We start from the raw sequence: 22,669 nt of genomic DNA on the forward strand, positions 1-22,669 counted from the left end.
ACTTGTGTATGGATCACACAATTTCGCGCTAACGCCGACGGCTCGCGGGGAACGTCGGGAGTTCGAGGCCGAGCGACCGCGTCAGTCCGCCGTCGCGGCTTGGCGACTGCGCGTCGTCCGCAGCGAGACGACCGATGTGTAGATGACCGCGGCGGCGACGACGACGGCCGCGCCGATCACGAGGACCAGTCCGACCGTCTCCAGGAGCGGGTTCCCGATGTAGGATCCGATCTCGCCGATGCCGACCGCGACGGCGCCGGCGAGCAGCATCCCGCCGAAGTAGACCTTGATGCCGTCGGCGTCGACGACGGCGGTCGCGGCGGAACCGATGCGGGCGCCGAGCGCGCTCCCGAACAGCAGCGGGACGACGATGCCGAGGTCGACGCCGCCGCCCTGTCCGTAGAGGTAGCTCCCGAGGCCGCCGGAGAAGACGATCTCGAACAGGTCCGTCCCGACGGCGACGGGGACCGGAACGCCGATCGCGTAGATCATCGCGGGCATCCGGATGAAGCCGCCGCCGACGCCGAGGAAGCCGGACAGGAGTCCGGTCGCGAAGGCGACGGCCGTGATGACCCACGCGGAGACGCGGACGTCGCCGCGGAGCGTCACCATCGGCGGAATCCGAACGGTCTGCTGGATGGTTTTGGCGATGTCGGGGATCTCGTACTCGCTGAGATCCCGGTCGGCCGCATCGTGGTCGATGCCACCGCCGCCGTCGTTTTTCAGGGCGTCGCGGGTCACCATCGCTCCGACCCCGCCGAGCAGAACCACGTAGGCGACGCTGATGACGCCGCCGGCGAGTCCCATCGACTCGAGGTAGTAGACGCTGGCGCGTCCGACCTCGATGCCGATCGTCGTCCCGGTGATCATGATCACGCCGAGCTTGTAGTCGACCTGCCCGAGGTCGTGGTGTTTCAGGGTCGCGATGACGGCCGTCCCGAAGACGAACGCCATCCCGCTGCCGACCGCGACGGGCGCCGGGTACTCCAACATCAACAGGGCGGGGGTGACGAGGAACGACCCGCCCATACCGAAGAACCCGAACAGCACGCCGACGACGAGGCCGAAGCCGACGAACAGGGCCAGCATCTCGGGGCTCGTTCCGAGGAACCCGAGCGGGAGGCTATCGAGCATCTCCTTCGCCTCCGATCACGAGTTTCATCAACCGGGGCCCGATGAGTCGCTCGAGTCCCCCGTAACCCACGTACAACACGATCGCTTCCAGGAGGATCGCGCCGATGAGCAGGGCCGTCTCCGGGTCCCACGTGGGAACCTCTAACCCTGACATCGGTTCGTCCTCCGATCTCCGTCTTCGGAAATTCGCTGTTGACACATTTCTGCTCAATATCTCTTACCCGGTTCGTGCCTATAACAGTTTTGGGCTCACCATACAATACTATATCCGGATAACCTCCGCCCGACCATCGATAACTTACACGGAACGTACGGCGCTCCGCTGAACTCGGAGATCCGTCGATGGACGTACTGAGGTCCACTCCGTCGGTGCTCGTAGTGAGTCGAAATCGCCCGCACGCGCGGAGCAGCGACGGTCGATTTCAGAACAGGATGACGGTCGGTTTCAGAGCAGGAGGAACGCGGCGGCGTACGCGAGCCCGAACGACAGGACGAACGACCCCACCCACGCCCCCACCGTCACGAGGATCTTCCGCGCGTCCACCGCGTCCCGCCCGCCGACGGCGGCACCGCTCCCGATGATGGCGCTGACGACGATCTCGTTGAACGAGACCGGGACGCCCAACAGGACCGCCAGCTGCGCGATCAGGAACGAGGGCACGAGCGCCGAGATGGAGCGCCGCGGTCCGAGCGACGAGTAGTCCTGGGCGAGCGACTTGATCATCCGCGGCGCGCCCGTCCACGACCCGACGAGCATTCCCAGACCCCCGCCGACGAGGACGGCGAACGTCGAGACCATCCCCACCTCGTCGAGCAGCGGCAGCAGCGGCCCGACGGCGAGGCCGACCTGACTCCCGCCCGCGGAGAACGCGACCAGCGAGCCCAGCGCGAGCAGTACGCGTCGCAGCCCGCCGGGCTCGTCGCGACTGACGTCCCACCAGACGACGGCGGCGACGACCAGCGCCGCGAGGCCCGTGACACCGACCGCCGACGCGAGTCCGTCGACCGCCAGCGCCCGCTGCCCGAGCCCGCGGAGGGTCCCCGACGCGCTCCCCTCACCCAGGAAGCCGAACTGGACGTTCACGAGGACCGCCCCGACGAGGCCGGCGAGGACGGGCACGCTGTACCGCTCGGGGACGTCGGAGCGCGGGAGCAGGCTCGCGATCGAGAACGCGATGCCGCCCCCGACGAAGGGAGTCAACACCCAGACGGAGGCGATCTGCTGGTACTTCGCCCAGACGGGCGTCCCGCCGAGCGCGAGGCCGACGCCGATGACCGCCCCGGTGACGGTGAACGCGGTCGCGATCGGGTAGCCGGTCGTGATGCCGACCGCCATCAGCCCCGCGCCCAACACGAGCACGAGGATGACTCCCGCTACGGGGAGGCTGATCCCGCCGACGAGACCGCTCCCGACGGCTTCCGAGACGTTGCCGCCCTGCGTGACGGCGCCGGCGAACCCGAAGATTCCGACGAGGAACGCGGCCCGCATCGTCGAGATCGCGTTCGCGCCGACAGCGGGTGCGAACGGGGTCGCACCGCTCGAGCCGGCGCCGATGACCCACGCCATGAACAGGCTGGCGAGCGCTGCACCGACGGAGAGGGCGAGGAGAGCGGGGTCCATACCGGTTCCGTTAGTCCGCGCCGGCCGCGGCGGCGTCACGCGCTTGGCTGCGGCTCCGCCAGTACCCCTGCGCGTACGCGCCGAGGAACATCCCGGCGAGCGCCCAGAGGATGGTGACGTTGCCGACGCCGAGGCTCGCGTACGCCGCGCCCGGGCAGATTCCGGAGAGTCCCCAGCCGACGCCGAAGACGACGCCGCCGACGAGGACGTTCCGGTCGAACGGCTTCAGACGCCGCTCGTATCGGTCGCCGGTCAGCGGCGCGGCGTTCCGAATCCGGGGCATCACCGCGAACGCGATCCCGGAGACGACGGCCGCGCCGAACATCACGAACAGCAGCCCGAAGTCCTCGAACGTGAGGAAGTTCAGCACGACCTCCGGCCGCGCCATGTGGCTGAAGCCGAGCCCGAACCCGAAGATCAGACCGCCGACGAAGATCAGCGGCTTGAACAGCGGATGTCTGTCCGCCATTACGGGCTCACCCCCAGAGCGGCGACGACTTGCGCCGTCCCGATCGCCACGGTCAGGAACGTCGCCACGCCGACCAGCGACGTCTTCGACGCCGACCCGACGCCGCAGACGCCGTGCCCCGAAGTGCATCCCTTCCCGATTCGGGTCCCGATGCCAACGAGGACGCCGCCGACGAACAGCCGCCACGGCTGAACGTCGGTCAGCCACAGGGTCACACCGGCGAGCTCGTAGGTCTGCCCGGTTGTTCCGGGTTGGTAGAGCGACGTCGTGATGACGCCCGATTGGACCGTCGCCGCGAACGCCGCGCCGCCGAGGATGATTCCGAGCGTGAACACGACGCGCCAGTCCCGGGAGGCGACGTACCGCTGGAACCGCGACTGCCCCGACACGTACGACAGCGTCGACTCGAGGAAGGTGCTCGCGCCGGCCGCGATCCCCGTCCCGACGTATATCACGACCGCGCCGAGGCCGACGAGCAGCCCGCCGACGGCGTACCGGCTGACCCCGTTCGGGAACAGATCGGCGGCCGCCTGCGCGACGAGTGGGTCAGGCATCGATGGCAGTCTCAGTCACCCGCGAGCGAGTCCTGGCTCGCGGCGCAGTTGTTCGGCCCGAGTTCGAGGGTGAACGCCTCCTCGTCGTCGACGGCGTTCTGACCGAGGTTCGTCGCGATGATGTCCTCGTAGTTGGCCGGCCGCGGCGGCATATCGGAGAGGATGAGTTCGACGAACGCGTCTTCCTCCATCGTGAGCGCGTCCATCTCCTCGACGAGCTCGCCGATGGGTGCCGTGTAGGTACCGTCCTCGGCGGGCTCGGCGGCGTCGCTGAAGTGCGCGCCCCCGATCAGCGTGTCGTCGGGCAGGGTGAGAACGCGCTCCTGCAGGGACTCGTACAGCATGCGCGCGGCGTCCGGCGCACCGTCGTCGCCCTCCTCGAGGTCCGGGCGGGCGACGCTCTCGACGAACAGCCCGTCGCCGGTCGCGAGCAGGCTCCCGTCGACGAGGTACGAGGTCATCCCAGTCGTGTGTCCGGGCGTGGAGACGGCCTCGATGGCCGCGTCGCCGACTTGGAAGGTGTCGCCGTCCGCAGCCGTGGTCAGCTCGTCGGCGTAGGTGACGCCGCGGTCGACGGCCGCCTCGGGGATGACGCCCTCGACGCCCTCCGCGTCGAGGTCGCGCACGCCCGAGATGTGATCGGCGTGAATGTGCGTGTCAAGCGCGTACTCGATATCGACGCCGAGGTCGTCGGCGTCGTCGAGGTAGCGGTCGGTGAACGCGCGCAGCGGGTCGATGATCGCCGCCTCGCCGTCGTCGTAGAGCAGGTAGCCGAGGCATCCGGACGAGGGGCGCTGGTACTGCAGCAGCGTGCCCGCGCCGTCGTAGTCGGCGACTTCGACGGCCTCGTAGATGCCCGCCCAGCCGTTCATGCCCTCTTCGAGGTGGTTCACGTCGTAGCCGCGCTCCGCGAGCGTGCCCGCGACGTACTCGCTGGCGCCGCCCTTCGCGCACAGGACGGTCACCTCGCGGTCCTCGGGGATCCGTTCGAGGACGTCCCCGTCGATCTCGTCGTCGAGGAACTCGAAGTACGGGACGTTGATCGACGTGACGTTCTCGCCGTCGATGCGCCACTCCTCGTAGTCGGATTGCATGCGCGCGTCGAGGAGCGTGACGGCCTCGCCCGCGTCGATGCGTTCTTTCAGCGTGTCCGGTGCGATCGTTTCGACGTCGACATCCGGCGTCGGGAAATCTTCAGCGTCCATGTTGTACACCCCATTGTACCGGGTGAACGTACAAAAGGGTTCTCATAGTAATTCAATAACTACACAATATACTATCGGGGGCGGAGCGCGTATAGTACACTTTACACGTTTAGGTGGCGGCTTATCGGTGTTTCACGCAAACCCCCGTCGGAAGCGGTTGTTCGCGACACACCCAAGAAACAACATTCTTTTAACCGTGGCGAGAATATTGTGTGATAGCTCCAATACAGACCAACGGAGCAGATAACCAATGAGTGCAGAATACGATATCGCGGAGACGCTCGACGTGAAAGGCGCATCGTGTCCCATGCCGGTCGTGAAGACGAAGGGAGCGATCGACGAACTGACCGAAGGCGAGGTCCTCGAAGTGCTGGCGACCGACCCGGGAAGCGTGAGCGACATCGACGGCTGGGCCGCGGGGACCGCCGGCGTCGAGCTCGTCGGTCAGGAGGAAGGCGACGACGTGTACAAACACTACGTCCGCAAGACGGAGTGACGATGAGCACCGACACACCGGCCCCGGACGGGACCGAATCCTCGGCGGACGACGCGCCCTCGCGCGCCGAACTGGCCGCGCGCGTCGACGAGCTGGAGGAGGCGCTCGGCGAGGCGACCGGCGAGGACGACGTCAAGAAGATGAGCATCATCGCGACGAAGGGGACGCTCGACATGGCGTACCCGCCGCTCATCCTCGCCAGCACCGCCGCCGCCTTCGGCTACGACGTCACGGTGTTCCACACGTTCTGGGGGCTCGACATCCTCCACGAGGAGCGGTCGAAGAACCTCAAGCTCAGCTCCGTCGGCAACCCGAACATGCCCGTCCCGAACGCCGTCGCCGCGCTCCCCGGGATGGACCGCGTGACGACGAAGATGATGGAAAAGCGCATCGCGGACAACGACACGGCCACCGTCGAGGAGCTCCTGGAGACGAGCCTCGACATGGGCGTTGAGTTCCAGGCGTGTCAGATGACCATCGACCTGATGGACTACGACGAGGACGACTTCTACGACGGCGTCACAACGGGCGTCGGCGCCGCGACGGCCCTGCAGGACATGGCCGAGGCCGACATCCAGCTTCTGGTCTGATCCGTCGACGGACGCGCGTCCCGGTCGCCCGCGAGCCTCGATCGGCTCGGTGGATTCGGGCCCGAATTCTCGGACATTCGCCGTCGCAGCCGCCGTGACGGAGGACGCCTCCGAAGCCCCAGCCGGGCGACTACCCCGTCGAGTCCCAATCCGCACCGCGCAGCCCCGCACCGCACAGCTCCGCACTTCACGCCTCCCCGGCCTCGTCGCCGGCGGCTTTGCCGCCGGTTGCCAGAGGCGCGAAGCGCCTCGCTGTCGCTCACTTCGTTCGCGACTCCCTCGCGCGTGCGGTCGCCGGACTACGTCCGGCTGTCGGAGGGACCTTCGGTCCCTCGCTGTTCGCGGCCTGTCGGCCGCTCACCGGCACGCGCCGCCGCTTCGCTCATTTATAAGCGATCGTCGCCGTCGCTCAGCCCGGTTTAATTACCGTCTCGCTGTCGACGGACTGTAACGGTAACACCCGCCGTCGACCGCGGCCGTTCCCGATCGGTCGCAACGGTCTCAAAACAGGTCACTCACCGAGGGTTTCGCGAAGCCGAACCCGTCTCGCTCGCGCGCCGGTCGCGTGAGTCGGGCGCGACGTCAGCGCCCGTCGTCGTCGGATCGCTCGCGGCCGAGCGCGCCCGCGATGGCCAGCAGATAGCCGAGGCCGTGCTGGACGTCCGGATCGCGTAGCTCGCGGACCAGGCCGACGGGCCCGACCCGTTCGGGGGGCTCGCGCTCCGCTTCGCCGAGGCTCCTCAGCAGCGTCTCGACGCCGTCGCGCGTGTCGTCGTCCGCGGCCGTCTGCGCGACCTCCCCGAGCGCGGCGCCGGTGCCGGCCAGCGAGGCGACCATCTCGTCGTCGAGCGCGGCGGTCGCCAGCGAGCCGACCTCCGCGATCTCGGCCAGCTCGTCCAGCGTCCCGCTCCGCTGGAGCGTGATCATGGTGTCGAGCGCCTCCCGCAGCTCGTCGCCGTTCTCGCCGACCGTCTCGGCCAGCGCGACCGTCTCGTCGGTCGCGATCCCGTCGGCGGACTCGGCGAGCGTCGACCCCGTGGCCGAGAGCTCGCGGACCATCCCGTCGTCGAGCGCGTTCTCGCCCAGCGAGAGCACGTCGAGCAGTTCGTTGACCGCGTCGAGCCGTTCGACGAACGCGGCGACTGCCTCCGGGTTCCGCTCGATCGCCGCCTCGAGGTCGCTCCGCTCGGAGGTGGATTCCCCGGACATGGTCAGAGTAACCCCCGTGCGGTGAGCCAGTACGACTCGTTGTACGCCAGCTTCGACCAGTGCAGCTTCTGCGACGGCGGCGCGGGCGACGGCGGGTTCTCGTAGTCGAACTCGACGTACGACGCCGCGTCCATCCCCGTCTCGATGAAGCAGAGGGTCTTCCCGTCGTACCTCGCCGTCGCCGGCCGCCCGCGGATCTCGCTGGCGAGGCGCCGACCGACGACGCCGGCCTGGTAGTGGGCCACGCTGCCCGCGTTCGGGACGCCGGTGGCCGCGGTGTCGCCGAGCGCGTAGGCGTTCTCGGCGGCCTCGGCCTCGAGGGTGTGCTTGTTCACGTCGACCCAGCCGTCGTCGCCGAGCCCCGCCTCCTCGATCAGGTCGATGCCGCCGTGCGGCGGGATCGTCACGAGGAGGTCGTAGTCGAGCTCGGTCCCCTCCATCGACGTGATGGTCTCCGCCTCCGGGTCGACCGATTCGGCGTTGAAGAACGTCTCGACGTTGATGTCGCGCTCGTCCATGATCGGCCTCGCCCACTCCGCGATGTGGGGGTTGCCGTGGACGCGCTGGATCGGGTACGTGTAGGTGACTTCGACGTCCTCGCGGAGCCCGCGCTTCCGGAACCAGTCGTCGACCATGAAGACGAACTCCAACGGCGCGGCGGGGCACATGTGGGGCGTGCCGACGACGCTCAACACGATCTCGCCCTCGGTGAACGACAGCAGCTCATCCCGGAGCTCGGTCGCGCCCGGTTCGCTGTAGAAGTCGTGCCCGCCCTCCGCGAGGCCGGGGACCCGTTCGGGCCTCAGCGTCGACCCGGTCGCCAGCACGAGGTGGTCGTATCCCATCGTCGGCCCGTCGCTGAACCCCAGCTGTTTGGCCTCCGTGTCGATATCGGTCACCCGGTCGATCCGGAGGTCGACCGCGTCGTCGACGAGCTCGTCGAGCCGACGTCGACCGTCCGCCGTCTCGCGCTGGCCGAACGGGACGTACAGCCACACCGGTTTGTAAACGTGGTCGGGGCCGTCGTTGACGAGCGTCACCTCGACGTCGCCGGCGTCGAGTTCGGATTCGAGCCGGTCGGCGAGGTCGTTCGCGAGGACCGATCCGCCGGTCCCGCCGCCGACGATGACGACGCGTTCAGTCATGCTTTCTCCACGTAGAACGCGGTGTGATCGTCTTCCTCTTCGACGGCGAGCAGCTCGTTACCCGCCTCCTCGGCCCACTCCGGCACGTCGGTGCGCGACTGCTCGTTGTCGCTCAGGAGCCGTATCACCGCGCCGGAGTCGGCCCCTCGGATCGCTCCGATGAGGTCCATCAGGGGACCGGGGCAGGCGGCGCCTCTGGCGTCGACGGTCTCGTCGGGTTCGATGTCTGTCATGGGCGTCTCACAGGTACCCGTTGGGTCCGTTCGACATTAGTATTGTATATCAATTCCAAGAGCATGAAAATCCACGAAAGCGTACGCGGACGAGCGAGCGTCTACCGATTCCGATCGCGGCGGTTGACCGTCATCGGTCGGTCGAGAACCGTTACCGGTCGGTCGAGAACCGTTACCGGTCGGTCGAGAACCGTTACCGGTCGGTCGTGGATCGTCACCGATTCGTCGCCGCCGCCCACGCCGACGGGAGCCGTGCGTAGACGAGGGCGTTCCCCACGAGCGCGTCGACGGGCACGTACTCGTCTGCGGCGTGGACGGTGTCGGTCCCGAGCGCGAACTCGACGGTCGGTACCCCGGCGTTCCGGAGCGTCTTCGCGTCCCCGCCGCCCGTCGCGCTCCGACGGAAGACGCGCTCGCCCGTGACGTCGGTCGCGGTCGACGCCACGGCCTCGACCAGCGGGCTGTCGGGGGGCTCCGCGGTGCCGACGCTCCACGAGACGTCGGTGATCGTTATCCCCTCGCAGTCGGCGACGCAGGCCCGGATGCGGGAGAGCACGTCGGGCGTCGAGACGCCCGCGGTCAGGCGCACGTCGACCTCGGCCCGGGCCGACTCCGGGACGCTGTTCACCGCGTCGCCGCCCTCGAAGACGCCGAGGTTGATCGAGGGGAAACGGAACAGCTCTCGGGTGGCCCTCTCGCCCATCGCCGGGGCGTAGTACTCGACCGACTCCTCGACGATCGGCTCGACGTCGGCGCCGAGGTCCAGCCGCTCCGAGCCGAAGCGGTCGCGAAGCGTCTCGACCGCGCCGTAGAGGCGGTCGACCGCGTTGACGCCGAGCGCCGGCCGCGAGCCGTGGGCCCCCTCGCCGGCCGCCTCGAGCGTCAACCAGATGCTGCCGCGGTCGGCGACCGTGACCGAGTGCCGACCCGCCTCGCAGGTGGGCTCGCCGATCACGCAGGCGTCCGCGTCGAGCCGTCCGGCCTCCAGGAGCGCCGGTAACCCCGCGTCGCCGCCGACCTCCTCGTCGCTCACGAACGCGAACAGCAGGTCGACCGGCGGCTCGGTGCCTGTCGCCGCGAACGCCCGGAGCGCGAACAGCATCGACGCCACGGCGCCCTTCATGTCGGTCGCGCCGCGGCCGTAGACGCGGTCGCCCGCGCGCTCGCCGAGCGGATCGCGGGTCCACGCGCCGGCGTCGAACGGGACCGTGTCGAGGTGGCCGTTGTACAGCAGCGTTCGGTCGGACGCCCCGGCGAGCCGAACGAGGAGGTTCGGCTTCGCCGGGTCGACCGCGAAGCGCTCGACCTCGACCGGAAGCGGGTCGAGGAACCGCTCGACCGCGTCGACGACCCCTCGCGTGTCGCCCGGCGGGTTCGAACTGTCGACCGCGAGGAGCTCGAGCGCGAGGTCGGCCAACTCCTCGCGGCGCTCTCGAACGTACGCGACCGGGGTCTCGTCGCTCATCGCCGAACGAGCCCCCGACTCGGTTCGGATCTGTTCATGGACGCGTGCGGGTCAGGCGTACTCCTCGATCGCGGACCGGAGCCGCGATTCGTCCTGCATCCCGACGAGGCGCTCGACCGGCTCTCCGTCGGCGAACAGCAGGAGCGTCGGGACGCCGCGGACGCCGTACTCCGCGGCGAGCCCCTGGTTCGCGTCGACGTCGACCTTCGCCACGGTCGCGTCGGTGTCGGCGGCGATCGACTCGACGACCGGTTCGAGCATCTGACACGGGCCGCACCAGTCGGCGTAGAAGTCGATCAGCACGACGTCGCGTTCGGAGACGGTCTCGTTCAGTTCCGCCGTTCCGTCGACCGGAACGGGTTCGGACGGGCTCCGCGGCTCCGCCTCTTCGGTCGCTTCCGCCTCGTCTCGGTTCCGAAGCTCCTCCATCTTCTGTCGTCGGATCGCCTCGATTTCCTCGGTCATCGACTCGTCGTACGGTCCGCGTCGACTTATGCTTTTGCGTGATACGCACAATATTGTGTCTCTCGGCCGCACGTCACGGCTCCGCGACGTCGACGTCGACGCGCCCGTCGCCGGCCGCGGGACGGACGGGTCAGGCCTCCTCCGCGGTCGGCAGCGTGATCCGGAGGACGGTCCCGGTCGGCTCGTTCTCCAGCAGCTCGAACGTCCCGTCCGACGTCTCGACGGTCCAGTAGATTATCCAGAGCCCGAGCCCCTGCGTGTGGACGAGCGAGGTCTCCTCCGGGCTCTCGATCGCGTCCACGTCGAACTTCGGGATCCCCGAACCGGTGTCGACGACCTCTACGACCGCCGCTCCCGTCCGGTCCGTGCGGAGCGCGACGGTGACCGCGGCGTCGGTCGGGGTGTGCTCGGCCGCGTTGCGGAGCGCCTCCTCGATCGCCGCCCGGAGCGCCGGGTGGGACACCACGCGAGGGTCGCCGTCGAACTCGGTCCCGATCGACACGTCCGGGTACGCCGTCCCGACCGCTTCGATCCGCTCCTCTAAGAGCTCCCGGAGGCGGAACGTCTCGCGCTGGTCGGTGTCCCAGATCGAGACGATCTCCCGCGTGCGGTCGGTCGTGTCCAAGAGGCTCTCCAAGTGCGCACGCGCGGTCCGCACGTCCTCGTTCGTCTCCGCGCCGTGATCGCGGCGTTCGATCCGATCCAGGTTGCCGAGCGCGACGCAGAGCTCGTTCCGGAGGTTGTGTCGCAGCACGCGCTGGTTGATCGTCAGCAGCTTCGTCAGGTCGCGGGCCTCGTCGAGCCGCTCGTCGGCCTCGACCGCGTACAGCCCGCCGCGGACGCCGACGGCGGAGCCGAGCGTGGTCGCGAACGCGAGGAGGAAGGTGAGCTCCCCCTCCTGTCCCTCCACCGCCCATATCAGCCAGACGGCGAGCGCGAGGAGCGCGAACGAGCCGGCCACGGTGAGCGCCAACCGCAGCGCCCGCCACTTGCCCGACCGGGAGATCGGTCGGTTCGGGAGCTCGTACCCCGTCGCGACCACGAGGAGGGCGATACCGCAGATCACGAACGCCTCCAGTCCCGTCCCGAGCCCCTCGCCCTCGGTCGCGAGGTGGGCGAGTCCGAGCCCGATACAGAGGGCCCCCAGCGCGTACACTCCGTGCTGTGGACGGACCCGGTGACGTGGGTGTGACACGGGTGGTCATACGGACAGGAACGTAAAGAATTTCGCCCGTCGAGCGGCGTACCCGCGAGCAACAGCGGAAGAAGAGCATCCATTCTAACGACATGTATCGGGGCAGACGGCGCCGAGAACAAAGCGGTGGGTCACCCCTCGTCCACCGCCGGAGCGCGCCTACCGGCCGGTCTCGAAGCCGTCGAGCCAGTCCGTCACGGCTCCCTTGATCGCCCCGGTCGTGCTCCCGACGTTCAACAGCTGGTAGCCGTCCGCCGCCTTCTCGTCGACGTCGTCCGCGTCGAACCCGAGCCCGCCGACGGGCACGCCCGCGGCGATGGCCTTCGACCGGATCGTCTCGACCGCCTCCCGCACCTCCGGGTGGTCGATCTCGCCGGGGTGGCCGAGCGAGACCGACAGGTCGAACGGCCCGACGAAGACGAAGCCGAGCTCCGGGACCGCGAGGATGTCGTCGAGGTTCGCGACGGCCGGCTCGGTCTCGATCGTCGCGCCGACGAGCGTCTCCGCGTCCTCGGTCGCGACGTAGTCGTCGGCGAGCCCCCAGCGGCGGGCGCGCGCCGAGCCCAGCCCGCGGTCCCCCGGCTCGCCGTCGTAGTCGAAGCGCGCCGACTTGACCGCCGCCCGCACCTCGTCCGGTCCCTCCACGCGCGGGAGGAACACGTTCCGCACGCCCAGGTCGAGCGCCTTCCGGACGAGCGCCGGGTCGGTGCTCGGGAGCCGCACGAGCAGCTCCGTGTCCGTCGCCTCCGCCGCGCGGAGCAGGTCCTCGATCCGGCCCGCGTCCCACGGGTCCGGGCCGCCGTGTTCGAGGTCCAGCCAGACGACGTCGAGGCCGAGATCGCCGTAGAACTCCACGAGGCGCGGGCTGTACGCGTTCTCGAGCGCGGCGAGCGCGACGTCGCCCTCGTCGAAGATGGCCGCCAGGTCGTTCGTCGACGGTGAGTCCGTCATCGGCCGTCGGTTCGCCCCGACTCGGGATACGTCTGCCGACCGGCCCGCCCTCCCGCACCGGAACCGCCGCGATTCCCGGATCGAGCTCGCGGTCCCGAATGCGATTCCCGGATCGAGGTCCCGGCCCGGACTCCCGCCGCGGCCGCGCCGTCCAGTTGATTCTATCGCTCAGGTGAGAAATTTTTATAAAGACCCCCGATATGTGGTACTGTATCGTGTGTCGGGAGATGAAACGCGAGCCGGCGTGGGTGTCGGCGATCCGGCTGGCGATGCTGGAGGGGCGCGTCACCGTCGACGGCGTCGTCGAGGAGGCGAACCTGATCGAGGGGCGCGAGCGCACCGTCAGCGACGTGTTGGAGACGATGCGCGAGCGCGACCTGCTCGCCGCCGTCGACGGCGACGGCGACGCCGACGTCTACGTCCCGGGACCGGTGCTGATCGAGTCGGACCGGTTCGATCTGGACTTCGACCGCGCCTCCGAGGGCGGTGCCCACCGCTGGAACTCCGCCGTCTGACCCCCGACCGCATTCCGAAGACGCCCGACCGGTCCCCGACACTACGCGCTACCGTAGCGTAAACTATGTCCCTGCTACGCTCATACGGCGACTCAATGGGTAACCTCACGGACACCAAAGTGTCGGAAAAGAACCTGACGACGGTCCCCAAGCCCGTGCGCAACTTCCTCGACGTCGGCGCCGGCGACCGCGTGGAGTGGCACGTCGAGGACGGGAACATCGTCGTCAGGAAGGCGACCGAGGAGTAGGCGCCGACGCCAGCCCGACCGAACCCCGGCCGATCAGCCGCCGCCCGCCTCCTCCGACCCCCGCTCGGAGAGGTCGGTCGGCCGGTCCACGTCGCGGCGGACCCCCGGGTCGTCGACGGCGACGAGCGCGCTCGCGTCGTCCGCGAGCAGGATCTCGCGGCCCCCCACGTCGCCGTCGACGTCGGCGAGTCGGCCGAAGAACCGCCGGTCGAACAGCACCGGGTTCCCGCGGTCTCCCTCGTGGGCAGCCGCGAGCGCGTCGCCGGCGCCCGCGGCGTGCGCCGCGACGAGCGTCTCGACGCTCTCCGGGTCGACGAACGGCATGTCGCCCAGCGCGATGATCGCGGCGTCGACCCGCGCGTCTCCCCGACCTCGGGATCCCCCCCTTCGAATCGCGTCGATCCCGGCCCGGACCGACGTCGACTGCCCCGCCTCGTACCCCTCGTTGTCGACGATTTCCACCGGGAGGTCGTCGACGGCGTCTCGGACGCGATCGGCCTCGTGACCCACGACGACGACCACCGGGTCCAGTCCGGCGTCGACCAGCGTCCGGGCGGCGCGGCGGACGATCGGCTCTCCCTCGACGGTCGCGAGGAGCTTGTTGGCGTCGCCGAAGCGGCTGCTCGTCCCCGCCGCGAGCAGCACGCCGGCGACGCGGGGCGGGATGGAGTCCCCTCCGGCGGCGTCGCCCTCGCCCGACGCGAACGGCGGCGTTACGATCGGGAGGTCCTCGTCGGTCATCGCTCGACGACGGGGTAGGGGACGACGGCGACCGTCTCGCCGGCCGACAGCGCCGACTCAGTGAGCACGAACCCGTCGGCGCGCGTCGCCCGCGTGCTCGACGAGAGCACGCTCGGGTCGAACGTCTCCTCGTAGACGGCGAGCGGCGAGTCGGCGTGCCCGAGCGGCGTCGCCTCGCCCCCGTCGAGCGTCACCGGGACGGCGTAGGTGAACCCCGGAACCGAGATGCCGACGTCGCTCGCCATCGCGGCGTCGACGGTCGGGAGCGACGTGCTCCCGGTGAAGAACGGGCGCACGACCAGCGAGGTCACGGCGTGCGCGCCGACCGGCTTGCCCGGGATCGCGAAGGCGACGGCGTCGCGGTCGTCGAGGGTGGCGACCGCGATCGGCTTGCCGGGCCGCAGCGCGACCCGGTGGAAGCGCACGGTCCCGAGCTCGCGGAGCGCGCGGACCACGTAGTCCTTGTCGCCGACGCTCGTGCCCCCGGTCGTCATCACCACGTCGTGGTCGGCGGCGAGCCCGGCGATCCGGTCCCTGACGCGCTCGTACTCGTCGGGGACGGTGCCCTCGTACGTCGCCTCGTGGCCCCACCCGCGGACGAGCCCCGCGAGCATCGGCGAGTCGAGGTCGGCGTGGCGGCCCTCGTGGATCTCCGTGCCGGTCGCCAGCAGGCCGACCGAGAGCCGCTCGGTCACGGGCACCTCCTCGACCCCGAGGTCGCCGAGCAGGATCGCGTCCTTCGCGACGAGCCGCTCGCCGGCCGCGAACAGCCGCTCGCCGGCCGCGACGTTGCTGCCGCGCTCGTAGACGTACGTGCCGGGCTCGGTCGACGACCCGTCGAGCAGGCCCTCCTCGACGGTCGCCTCCTCCTGTTTGAGGACCGCGTTGGCCTCGGCGGGGAGCGGGGCGCCCGTGAAGATCCGGACGGCCTCCCCGTCGCCGAGGGCCGGCGGGTCGGACTCCGGGAACACCTCCCTGTCGACCAGCTCGTACGGGTACCCCTCGCTCGCGTCGAAGGCGTAGCCGTCCATCGTGGCGTGGCTCCGGGCGGGCACGTCGCTCGGCGCGTCGATGGGCTCCGCGAGAGTGCGACCGGCGATCCGGTCGAGCGAGACCGCCTCGACGCTCCACCGGTCGAGCCACTCGTCGCGGAGGTCGCGGACGCGCTCCGCGGCGGCTCTCAGCGGGGTTATCTCGCCGTGGTCGTGGCCGCCGTCCCCGCCGCCTTCGCGATCGCTTTTCCCGCCGCCATTACCGCTCATCCGTTCCCTCCGGGGCTCTCGAACCCGATCCGTCCGCAGATCCGGTATTTGTCATGGTCAATAACGTTTATTATGGTGCTACGACATAGCATGGTTCGTGGTAATAGTATGCTCATAGTAGGGGGGTATAAAAGATGACGGTGACGGACGGTCGAACGACGGCGGACGCGACGGGGGGGTGTCGCTGATGGAGTTCGACGGGGAGTTCGAGCTCGACGGCGTCCCGCCGGAGAAGGCGTGGGTCGTGCTCTCGGACCCGATCGCGGTGCGCGACTCGCTGAAGGGGTGTCAGTACATCACCCCGATGGACGACGACTTCGAGTGGGACTCCTACGAGCCGGAGGAGGACGTCCCGACGCTGCCGGAGGCGGAGGCCGACGACGTCGCCGCCCGCGCGTTCCGGGCGGGCCAGGACTACGCGGCGCTGATGCAGGTCGGCGTCGGCAGCGTGAAGCCGAAGTTCGAGACGACGGTGACGATCGAGGACCGCGACGAGGAGGAGTTCGTCATGACGGCCACCGGGTCCGGCTCGGCCAGCGGGAGCAGCTTCAGCATGGAGTCCGGGATGCACATCCACGAGCAGGAGGACGGCGACGGCTCCCGCATCGAGTGGTGGACCGAGGCCGACATCTCCGGGCGGATCGCCCAGCTCGGCGGCCGCGTGATCAACCCGGTCGCCAACAAGATCGTCAACAACTTCTTCACCTCGATCGAGTCGCAGATGACCGACGTCGAGGAGACCGACTCGGGAGTCACGGATAAGATCCGAGGGATGTTCTGATGAAGTCCGCACCGTTCGAGCATCACGAACCCGAGACGGTCGACGAGGCGGTCAGCCTGCTGGAGAGCCTCGACGACCCGACGATCCTCGCCGGGGGGCAGAGCCTCGTGCCGATGTTACGGTTCCGGCTCGCGAACCCCGACGTGGTCGTCGACATCAACGGCATCGACTCGCTCGACTACCTCCGCGAGGCTGACGACCACCTCCGGCTCGGCGCGCTCGCGCGCCACGCCGACGTCGAGGACTCGGCCCTGATCGACGAGAAGTACGGCAGCTTCGCCGACGCCGCGCCGCTGGTCGCCGACCCGCAGATCCGGAACCGCGGCACGGTCGTCGGCTCCGTCGCGCAGGCCGACCCGAAGGGCGACTGGGGGAGCATCCTCCTCGCCCACGAGGGCGACGTGATCGCCACCGGTCCGGACGGCGACCGGGCGATCCCGGCGGACGAGTTCTTCCTGCTCCCGTACGACACGACGCTCGGCGAGCAGGAGCTGATCACGGAGATCCGCGTCCCCGAACCCGGGCCGAACGAGGGGAGCGCGTACCACAAGCTGAAGCGCAAGACCGGCGACTACGCGATGGCGGGCGTCGGCGTCCGGCTCGTCTTCGACGACGACGGCGTCATCGAGTCGGCCGGCATCGGGATGACCGCCGTCGACATCACGAACGCCCGCGCGACGGACGCCGAGGAGCACCTCGAAGGGGAGCGGCCGAGCCCGGACCTGTTCGCCAAGGCCGGCGAGCTGGCCGCCGAGCAGTCGAACCCCGAGTCGGACGAGCACGGCGGCGCCGACTACAAGGAGCGGATGGTCGACGTCCTCACCCAGCGCGCGCTGGGCGACGCCGCCGAGCGGGCGGGGACGGTGACGGTCGAACGGAGGGTCACACAGTGACTGACGAACGCGAGATCACGCTGACGGTCAACGGCACCGAGCACACGATCGAGGTCGAGCCGCGGCGCCTGCTCGTCCACGCGATCCGAGAGGACCTGGACATGACGGGCACGCACATCGGCTGCGACACGGGCAACTGCGGCGCCTGCACCGTGCTGAAGGACGGCGAGCCGATCAAGTCCTGCCTGATGTTCGCCGCGCAGGCCGACGGGGCGGAGATCCTCACCGTCGAGGGGATGGAGGACCTCCCCGAGGCCGACGACATCCACCCGCTCCAGGAGGGGTTCCGCGAGGAGCACGGCCTGCAGTGCGGCTACTGCACGCCGGGGATGCTGATGGCGGGCAAGGCGCTGCTCGACGAGCACCCGGACCCGGACGAGGAGACGATCCGCGACGCGATCAGCGGGAACCTCTGCCGGTGCACCGGTTACCAGAACATCGTCCGCTCGATCGAGTACGCGGCCGAGGAGCTGGAGAACCGGGCCGCCGCCGACGGCGGCGCGGTCGCGGCCGACGGGGCGACGGACGGGGGATCCGCGGCGTCGCCATCGCCGGAGGGCGGCCACGCGGCCCCCGAGGTCGGCGGCGACGCCGACACGTTCTGCGGCCGCGAGGACTGCTGCGGCGGGCCGGACGGAGCGGACCCGTTCGACCGCGACGCGCTCCTCGACGCGAACGACGCGGGCGACGTCGCCGACGCGGACGACGCCGCCGACACCGACGCGGACGATCGAGGTGACACCAAATGAGCAGCGAACCGGATACCCCCGACGCGGAGACGGAGTATCAGCACGACGAGGACGGCGGTCCCGACCCGGAGAAACACTGCGGCCACGGCCGCGGCGGCATGGGCGAGGAGGTGACGCGCAAGGAGGACAAGCGCTTCATCACCGGCCGCGGCAACTACGTCGACGACATCAAGAAGCCGGGCATGCTCCACTGCGAGATCGTCCGGAGCCCGCACGCCCACGCCCGGATCGAGGAGATCGACGGCTCCCGCGCCGAGGCGATGGACGACGTCGTCGCGGTGCTGACGGCCGATGACTTACTGGAGCACGACCTCGCGACGATGCCGACGCTGATGGACGACACGCAGGACGTGCTCGTCAACGACAAGGTGAAGTTCCAGTCGCAGGAGGTCGCGGCCGTCATCGCGAAGGACCGCTACGCGGCGAAGGACGGCGCCGAGAAGGTCGAGGTCGACTACGACGTGCTCGACCCCGTCGTCGACGCCGAGGAGGCGCTCGAGGAGGACGCGCCGCTCGTGCGCGACGAGCTCGACGACCAGGAAGACAACCACATCTTCGACTGGGACACGGGCGACAAGGAGGCCACCGACGAGGTGTTCGACGAGGCCGACGTCACCGTCGAGGAGAACATGCTGTACCAGCGGCTCCACCCCGCCCCGATCGAGACGTGCGGCGCGGTCGCGGACTGGGACCCCGGGATGGACAAGATGACGGTACACATGACCTCGCAGGCGCCCCACGCCCACCGCACCCTGTTCTCGCAGGTGTCGGGGATCCCGGAGCATAAGGTCCGGATCGTGAGCCCCGACGTCGGCGGCGGGTTCGGCAACAAGGTGCCGATATACCCGGGGTACGTCGTCGCCGCCGCGGCGTCGTACGTCCTCGAACAGCCGGTGAAGTGGATCGAGGAGCGCTCCGAGAACATCCAGACGACCGGGTTCGCCCGCGACTACGACATGACCGGCGAGCTCGCCGCAACCGAGGACGGCGTGATCGAGGGCGTCAAGGTCGACGTGCTCGCCAACCACGGCGCGTACAACGCGGCGGCCCAGCCGTCGAAGTTCCCGGCCGGCTTCTTCAACATCTTCACCGGCTCGTACGACATCGAGGCCGCGTACGGCTCGCTGACGGCCGCGTTCACCAACACCGCGCCCGGCGGCGTCGCCTACCGGTGCTCGTTCCGCGTCACGGAGGCGGTGTACCTCATCGAGCGCATGGTGAAGGTGCTCGCCGACGAGCTGGAGATGGACCCGGCGGAGATCCGCCGGCGGAACTTCATCCCCTCGGACGCGTTCCCGTACGAGTCCGCGACGGGCTGGAACTACGACTCCGGGAACTACGAGAAGGCGCTCGACAAGGCCCTGGAGATGGCCGACTACGAGCACTACCGCGAGGAGCAGCGGCGCCGGATCGAGGAGGACGCCGACAAGCTCATCGGCATCGGCATCTCCTCGTTCACGGAGGTCGTCGGCGCCGGGCCCGGCAAGCAGTGCGACATCGCCGGCATCGAGATGTTCGACTCCGCGGACCTGCGCGTGAACCCGACCGGCAACGCCGTCTTGCGGGTCGGCGTCCAGACGCAGGGGCAGGGCCACGAGACCACCTTCGCGCAGATCGTCGCCGAGGAGCTCGGGATGGACGTCGACGACATCACGGTCGAGCACGGCGACACCGACACCGAGCCGTACGGGCTCGGGACGTACGGCTCGCGGTCGACGCCCGTCGCGGGCGCGGCCGCCGCCGTCGCCGCGCGCAAGGTGCGCGACAAGGCGAAGTCGATCGCCGCTAACGAGCTGGAGGCCGCCGAGGAGGACATCGAGTGGGACCGCGAGTCCGGCGAGTTCCACGTCGCCGGCGCGCCCGACCGCTCGATCACCATCACGGAGATCGCGGCCGGCGCTTACATGAACCACCCCGGGGACGAGGAGCCCGGGCTGGAGGCCGTGAACTACTACGACCCGCCGGAGATGACGTACCCGTTCGGCTCGTACATCGTCGTCGTCGAGGTCGACCGCGAGACCGGCGAGGTCGACTTCGAGAAGTTCGTCGCGGTCGACGACTGCGGCAACCGCATCAACCCGATGATCATCGAGGGCCAGATCCACGGCGGGCTCGCGCAGGGGATCGGCACCGCGATGTTAGAGAAGGTCACCTACGACGACAACGGCAACGTCACCGGCGGCGACTTCATGAACTACCTGCTGCCGACGGCCAACGAGATCCCGAACTTCGAGACGGGACACACCGTCACGCCGTCGCCGCACCACCCGATCGGCGCGAAGGGCGTCGGCGAGTCGCCCACGGTCGGGTCGCCGCCGGCGATCGTCAACGCGGTCGTCGACGCGATGAGCCACGCCGGCGTCTCCCACGTGGAGATGCCGATGACGCCGGACGTCGTCTGGGAGACGCTCGACGAGGCCGGGCTGGCCCACCAGCCCGCCCACAACGTCGAGTTCGACCTCGGCGACGACGCCGAACCGGCCGACGACTGAGCCGCACGCAGCCAGCCCCGCGCCGATTCCCGGCCCGACCGGACCGACGGCCGGTCCGACCGAGTCGCCCGGCGCGGCGCCGTTTCCACCAACTGATGACACACGACGAGACCGCACACGACCGGGCCCACGAGCCCGTACGCGACGGGGGCCAGAGGCCCGACGACGAACCGAGCGGGACCGCGACGAGGACCGACGACGGCGACGTCTCCGACGTGGAGGCCGAGCTCGTCGAGCGCCGCGAGCCGTACGCGCGGGCGACGATCGTCCGCCGCGAGCCGCCGGTGTCGGCCAACGTCGGCGACCGCGCGGTCGTCACCGCCGACGGCGAGATCCGCGGCTGGGTCGGCGGCGCGGCCTGCGCGCAGTCGATCGTGGCGACGCAGGGCGTCGCGGCGATCGAGGACGGGATCCCCCGGCTCGTCGGGATCGCGCCCGACCCGGAAACGGTCGACCGTCCCGGGCTCGACGCCTTCCCGATGACGTGTCACAGCGAGGGCGTGCTGGAGCTGTTCATCGAGCCGGTGACGCCGACGACCGAGCTCGTCGTCGTCGGCGACTCCCCGGTGACCCGATCGCTCGCGCGGCTGGCCGACGAGCTCGCGGTCGACGTGACGCTCGTCGTCGCCGACGGCGACGCGGACCGCGACGTGCCGGATGCGACGCGGGTGCTCGACACGATCGACCACGAGGCGATCGCCGACGCCGTCGGCGCCGCGCCGCTCGTCATCGTCGCTTCGATGGGCGAGTACGACGCGCGCGGCGTCGCCGCCGGGATCCTCGCCGACGCGCCCTACGTCGGCCTCGTCGCCAGCGACGAGCGCGCGGCCGAGGTGACCGAGCGCGCCGCGGGGCTGCTCGACCGCGACGTCGACGACGTCGCCGCGGCCGTGACGAACCCCGCCGGCGTCGACGTGGCCGCCTACACCCCGGCGGCGATCGCGGCGAGCCTGCTCGCCGAGGTCGTCGACGAGCGGTCGGCGGCGAGCCCGGCGAGGCAGACGAGTGCAGAGGGGGCGACCGCCGGAGGTGACGCCGACGAAGACGCCGAAATCGACGACGGCAACGACGCCGACGCCGCCGCAGACACCGCGATCGACCCGGTCTGCGGCATGACCGTCGACCCGGCGACCGCGGACGCGTCGGTCGAGCACGACGGCGAGACGTACCACTTCTGCTGTCACGGCTGCGCCGACTCGTTCGCGAACGACCCGGCGTCGTACCTGGAGGGGGCCGAGGCGTGAGCGGGGAGCTCGACGGGAACCCCTTCGCCTCGCTCACCGAGGAGGAGCTCCGCGAGCGGTTCGAGGCGACCGACTACGTCGCCGACGATCGCACGGTGACGACGGTCGACCTCGCCCTTCGCTTGGGGCGCCCGCTCCTCGTCGAGGGGCCGCCCGGCAGCGGGAAGACTGAACTCGGCAAGACGCTCGCGGAGGGGTTCGACACGGAGCTGATCCGCCTCCAGTGTTACGAGGGGCTCACCGCCGAGAACGCCCTCTACGAGTGGAACTACACCAAGCAGTTGCTCGCCGTGCAGGCCGACGAGGGCACCGTCGCCGGGGGCGCCACGACGAACGGCGACGCCGGCGCGGTGGCCGGGGGACGCGAGCACGAGGGGGGCGCCGGGTGCGACGGCGACGCCGCCGGCTCGGTGTTCGGCGAGGAGTACCTCCTCGAACGCCCGCTGTTGCGCGCGCTCCGCAGTTCGGAGGGGCGCCCGCCGGTGCTGCTGATCGACGAGATCGACCGCGCGGACGAGGAGTTCGAGGCGTTCCTGCTGGAGCTGCTCTCCGACTTCCAGGTGTCGATCCCGGAGTACGGCACCGTGAGCGCGTCGACGCCGCCGATCGTGATCCTCACGTCGAACCGGACGCGGGGGCTGAGCGACGCGCTGAAGCGGCGATGCCTCTACCTCCACGTCGAGCCCCCGTCGTTCGAGACGGAGTACGAGATCGTCCGCCGGAAGGTGCCGGAGCTCGACGCCGCCGTCGCCGCCGAGGTGTGCTCGGTGGTCGAACGCCTGCGCGAGGAGTCGTTCCTCAAGCGCCCGGGCGTCGCCGAGACGCTGGACTGGGCTCGTGCGGTCGCCGCGCTGCGCCACGAGGACGCCGACGAGCCGCTCGCGCCGGACGAGATCGAGCGGACGATCGGCTGCCTGCTGAAGGAGGCGGAGGACGTCGGCCGCGTCGACTCGGAACTGCTCGAACGCCTCCACGACGCCGCGAGCGCGGCGGCCGAGCGGGTCGAGTGACC

The 22,669-nt window shown here is 69.9% G+C and carries 24 protein-coding genes and 1 pseudogene; 10 read left to right on the forward strand and 15 right to left on the reverse strand.

Features of this window, described 5'->3' with window-relative positions; genetic code table 11:
* Positions 1-81: 81 nt before the first annotated feature.
* The 6 genes from B4V04_RS12170 to B4V04_RS12195 all read right to left on the reverse strand — a co-directional run bounded on the left by B4V04_RS12170 (position 82) and on the right by B4V04_RS12195 (position 4,983).
* Complete coding sequence (locus B4V04_RS12170; RefSeq protein WP_498231974.1) at positions 82-1,134, reverse strand: sulfite exporter TauE/SafE family protein; 1,053 nt, start codon at positions 1,132-1,134, stop codon at positions 82-84.
* Entirely contained in the window at positions 1,124-1,288 is a 165-nt protein-coding gene (locus tag B4V04_RS12175; RefSeq protein ID WP_498231976.1) for a DUF7512 family protein, read from the reverse strand. The genes B4V04_RS12170 and B4V04_RS12175 overlap by 11 nt, the downstream gene beginning before the upstream one ends.
* Before the next feature lie 291 nt (positions 1,289-1,579).
* Positions 1,580-2,755: an inorganic phosphate transporter gene (locus tag B4V04_RS12180; RefSeq protein ID WP_498231977.1), complete on the reverse strand. Its 1,176-nt coding sequence runs from the start codon at positions 2,753-2,755 to the stop codon at positions 1,580-1,582.
* Positions 2,756-2,765: 10 nt separating this feature from the next.
* Positions 2,766-3,224 (reverse strand): DUF6691 family protein, encoded by a 459-nt coding sequence (locus B4V04_RS12185; RefSeq protein ID WP_498231979.1) that lies wholly within the window; start codon positions 3,222-3,224, stop codon positions 2,766-2,768.
* Positions 3,224-3,778 (reverse strand): YeeE/YedE family protein, encoded by a 555-nt coding sequence (locus B4V04_RS12190; protein ID WP_498231981.1) that lies wholly within the window; start codon positions 3,776-3,778, stop codon positions 3,224-3,226. Before B4V04_RS12190 ends, B4V04_RS12185 begins: the two co-directional genes overlap by 1 nt.
* Before the next feature lie 11 nt (positions 3,779-3,789).
* The gene (locus tag B4V04_RS12195) at positions 3,790-4,983 is read right to left on the reverse strand and encodes an MBL fold metallo-hydrolase (RefSeq protein ID WP_498231982.1); all 1,194 of its coding nucleotides are present in this window, start codon (positions 4,981-4,983) and stop codon (positions 3,790-3,792) included.
* A 250-nt stretch (positions 4,984-5,233) separates the two neighbouring features.
* Between B4V04_RS12195 and B4V04_RS12200 the strand changes: the two genes are divergently transcribed.
* Positions 5,234-5,479: a sulfurtransferase TusA family protein gene (locus B4V04_RS12200; protein ID WP_144797259.1), complete on the forward strand. Its 246-nt coding sequence runs from the start codon at positions 5,234-5,236 to the stop codon at positions 5,477-5,479.
* Between the two features lie 2 nt (positions 5,480-5,481).
* Positions 5,482-6,069, forward strand: a complete 588-nt coding sequence (locus B4V04_RS12205) for a DsrE/DsrF/DrsH-like family protein (protein WP_498231984.1) — start codon at positions 5,482-5,484, stop codon at positions 6,067-6,069.
* A gap of 582 nt (positions 6,070-6,651) precedes the next feature.
* Here the strand turns inward: B4V04_RS12205 and B4V04_RS12210 are convergent.
* The 7 genes from B4V04_RS12210 to B4V04_RS12240 form a co-directional block, all read right to left on the reverse strand.
* Entirely contained in the window at positions 6,652-7,278 is a 627-nt protein-coding gene (locus B4V04_RS12210) for a helical membrane plugin domain-containing protein (protein ID WP_498231986.1), read from the reverse strand.
* Positions 7,279-7,280: 2 nt separating this feature from the next.
* Entirely contained in the window at positions 7,281-8,423 is a 1,143-nt protein-coding gene (locus tag B4V04_RS12215; RefSeq protein ID WP_498231988.1) for an NAD(P)/FAD-dependent oxidoreductase, read from the reverse strand.
* A complete protein-coding gene (locus B4V04_RS12220; protein ID WP_498231989.1) occupies positions 8,420-8,656 on the reverse strand; it encodes a sulfurtransferase TusA family protein in 237 nt (78 codons plus the stop codon). The genes B4V04_RS12215 and B4V04_RS12220 overlap by 4 nt, the downstream gene beginning before the upstream one ends.
* Positions 8,657-8,870: 214 nt before the next feature.
* Positions 8,871-10,121, reverse strand: a complete 1,251-nt coding sequence (locus B4V04_RS12225; RefSeq protein WP_498231991.1) for a M20 family metallopeptidase — start codon at positions 10,119-10,121, stop codon at positions 8,871-8,873.
* Positions 10,122-10,172: 51 nt separating this feature from the next.
* Positions 10,173-10,586 carry a thioredoxin gene (gene trxA / locus B4V04_RS12230; RefSeq protein WP_498231992.1) on the reverse strand — a complete coding sequence of 138 codons (414 nt, stop codon included), beginning with the start codon at positions 10,584-10,586 and terminating at the stop codon, positions 10,173-10,175.
* Positions 10,587-10,716: 130 nt separating this feature from the next.
* A complete protein-coding gene (locus B4V04_RS12235) occupies positions 10,717-11,781 on the reverse strand; it encodes a sensor histidine kinase (protein ID WP_498231994.1) in 1,065 nt (354 codons plus the stop codon).
* A gap of 159 nt (positions 11,782-11,940) precedes the next feature.
* Positions 11,941-12,732, reverse strand: a complete 792-nt coding sequence (locus B4V04_RS12240) for an HpcH/HpaI aldolase family protein (RefSeq protein ID WP_498231996.1) — start codon at positions 12,730-12,732, stop codon at positions 11,941-11,943.
* Between the two features lie 227 nt (positions 12,733-12,959).
* On the opposite strand from B4V04_RS12240, the gene B4V04_RS12245 reads away from it, so the two are divergent.
* Entirely contained in the window at positions 12,960-13,247 is a 288-nt protein-coding gene (locus B4V04_RS12245; RefSeq protein ID WP_498231998.1) for a hypothetical protein, read from the forward strand.
* A gap of 95 nt (positions 13,248-13,342) precedes the next feature.
* Entirely contained in the window at positions 13,343-13,495 is a 153-nt protein-coding gene (locus B4V04_RS12250; protein WP_144797243.1) for an AbrB/MazE/SpoVT family DNA-binding domain-containing protein, read from the forward strand.
* 33 nt (positions 13,496-13,528) lie between these two features.
* Here B4V04_RS12250 and B4V04_RS12255 read toward each other — a convergent pair whose 3' ends face one another.
* Positions 13,529-14,236: a nucleotidyltransferase family protein gene (locus tag B4V04_RS12255; protein WP_498232000.1), complete on the reverse strand. Its 708-nt coding sequence runs from the start codon at positions 14,234-14,236 to the stop codon at positions 13,529-13,531.
* Positions 14,233-15,498 (reverse strand): molybdopterin molybdotransferase MoeA, encoded by a 1,266-nt coding sequence (locus tag B4V04_RS12260; protein WP_498232002.1) that lies wholly within the window; start codon positions 15,496-15,498, stop codon positions 14,233-14,235. The genes B4V04_RS12255 and B4V04_RS12260 overlap by 4 nt, the downstream gene beginning before the upstream one ends.
* A gap of 187 nt (positions 15,499-15,685) precedes the next feature.
* Between B4V04_RS12260 and B4V04_RS12265 the strand changes: the two genes are divergently transcribed.
* From B4V04_RS12265 to B4V04_RS12290, 6 genes and pseudogenes are all read left to right on the forward strand, one after another.
* Positions 15,686-16,279, forward strand: a complete 594-nt coding sequence (locus tag B4V04_RS12265; protein ID WP_498232004.1) for an SRPBCC family protein — start codon at positions 15,686-15,688, stop codon at positions 16,277-16,279.
* Positions 16,279-17,172, forward strand: a complete 894-nt coding sequence (locus tag B4V04_RS12270; RefSeq protein WP_498232006.1) for an FAD binding domain-containing protein — start codon at positions 16,279-16,281, stop codon at positions 17,170-17,172. Before B4V04_RS12265 ends, B4V04_RS12270 begins: the two co-directional genes overlap by 1 nt.
* Positions 17,169-17,705: pseudogene (locus B4V04_RS12275) on the forward strand ((2Fe-2S)-binding protein); the annotation flags it as partial. The gene B4V04_RS12270 and the pseudogene B4V04_RS12275, both read left to right, overlap by 4 nt.
* Before the next feature lie 212 nt (positions 17,706-17,917).
* Complete coding sequence (locus tag B4V04_RS12280; protein WP_498232008.1) at positions 17,918-20,413, forward strand: aerobic carbon-monoxide dehydrogenase large subunit; 2,496 nt, start codon at positions 17,918-17,920, stop codon at positions 20,411-20,413.
* 95 nt (positions 20,414-20,508) lie between these two features.
* Positions 20,509-21,657 carry an XdhC family protein gene (locus tag B4V04_RS12285; protein WP_498232010.1) on the forward strand — a complete coding sequence of 383 codons (1,149 nt, stop codon included), beginning with the start codon at positions 20,509-20,511 and terminating at the stop codon, positions 21,655-21,657.
* Positions 21,654-22,667 (forward strand): AAA family ATPase, encoded by a 1,014-nt coding sequence (locus tag B4V04_RS12290; protein WP_498232012.1) that lies wholly within the window; start codon positions 21,654-21,656, stop codon positions 22,665-22,667. Before B4V04_RS12285 ends, B4V04_RS12290 begins: the two co-directional genes overlap by 4 nt.
* Positions 22,668-22,669 lie beyond the last annotated feature (2 nt).

The organism is Halorubrum sp. B52 (assembly GCF_059752555.1).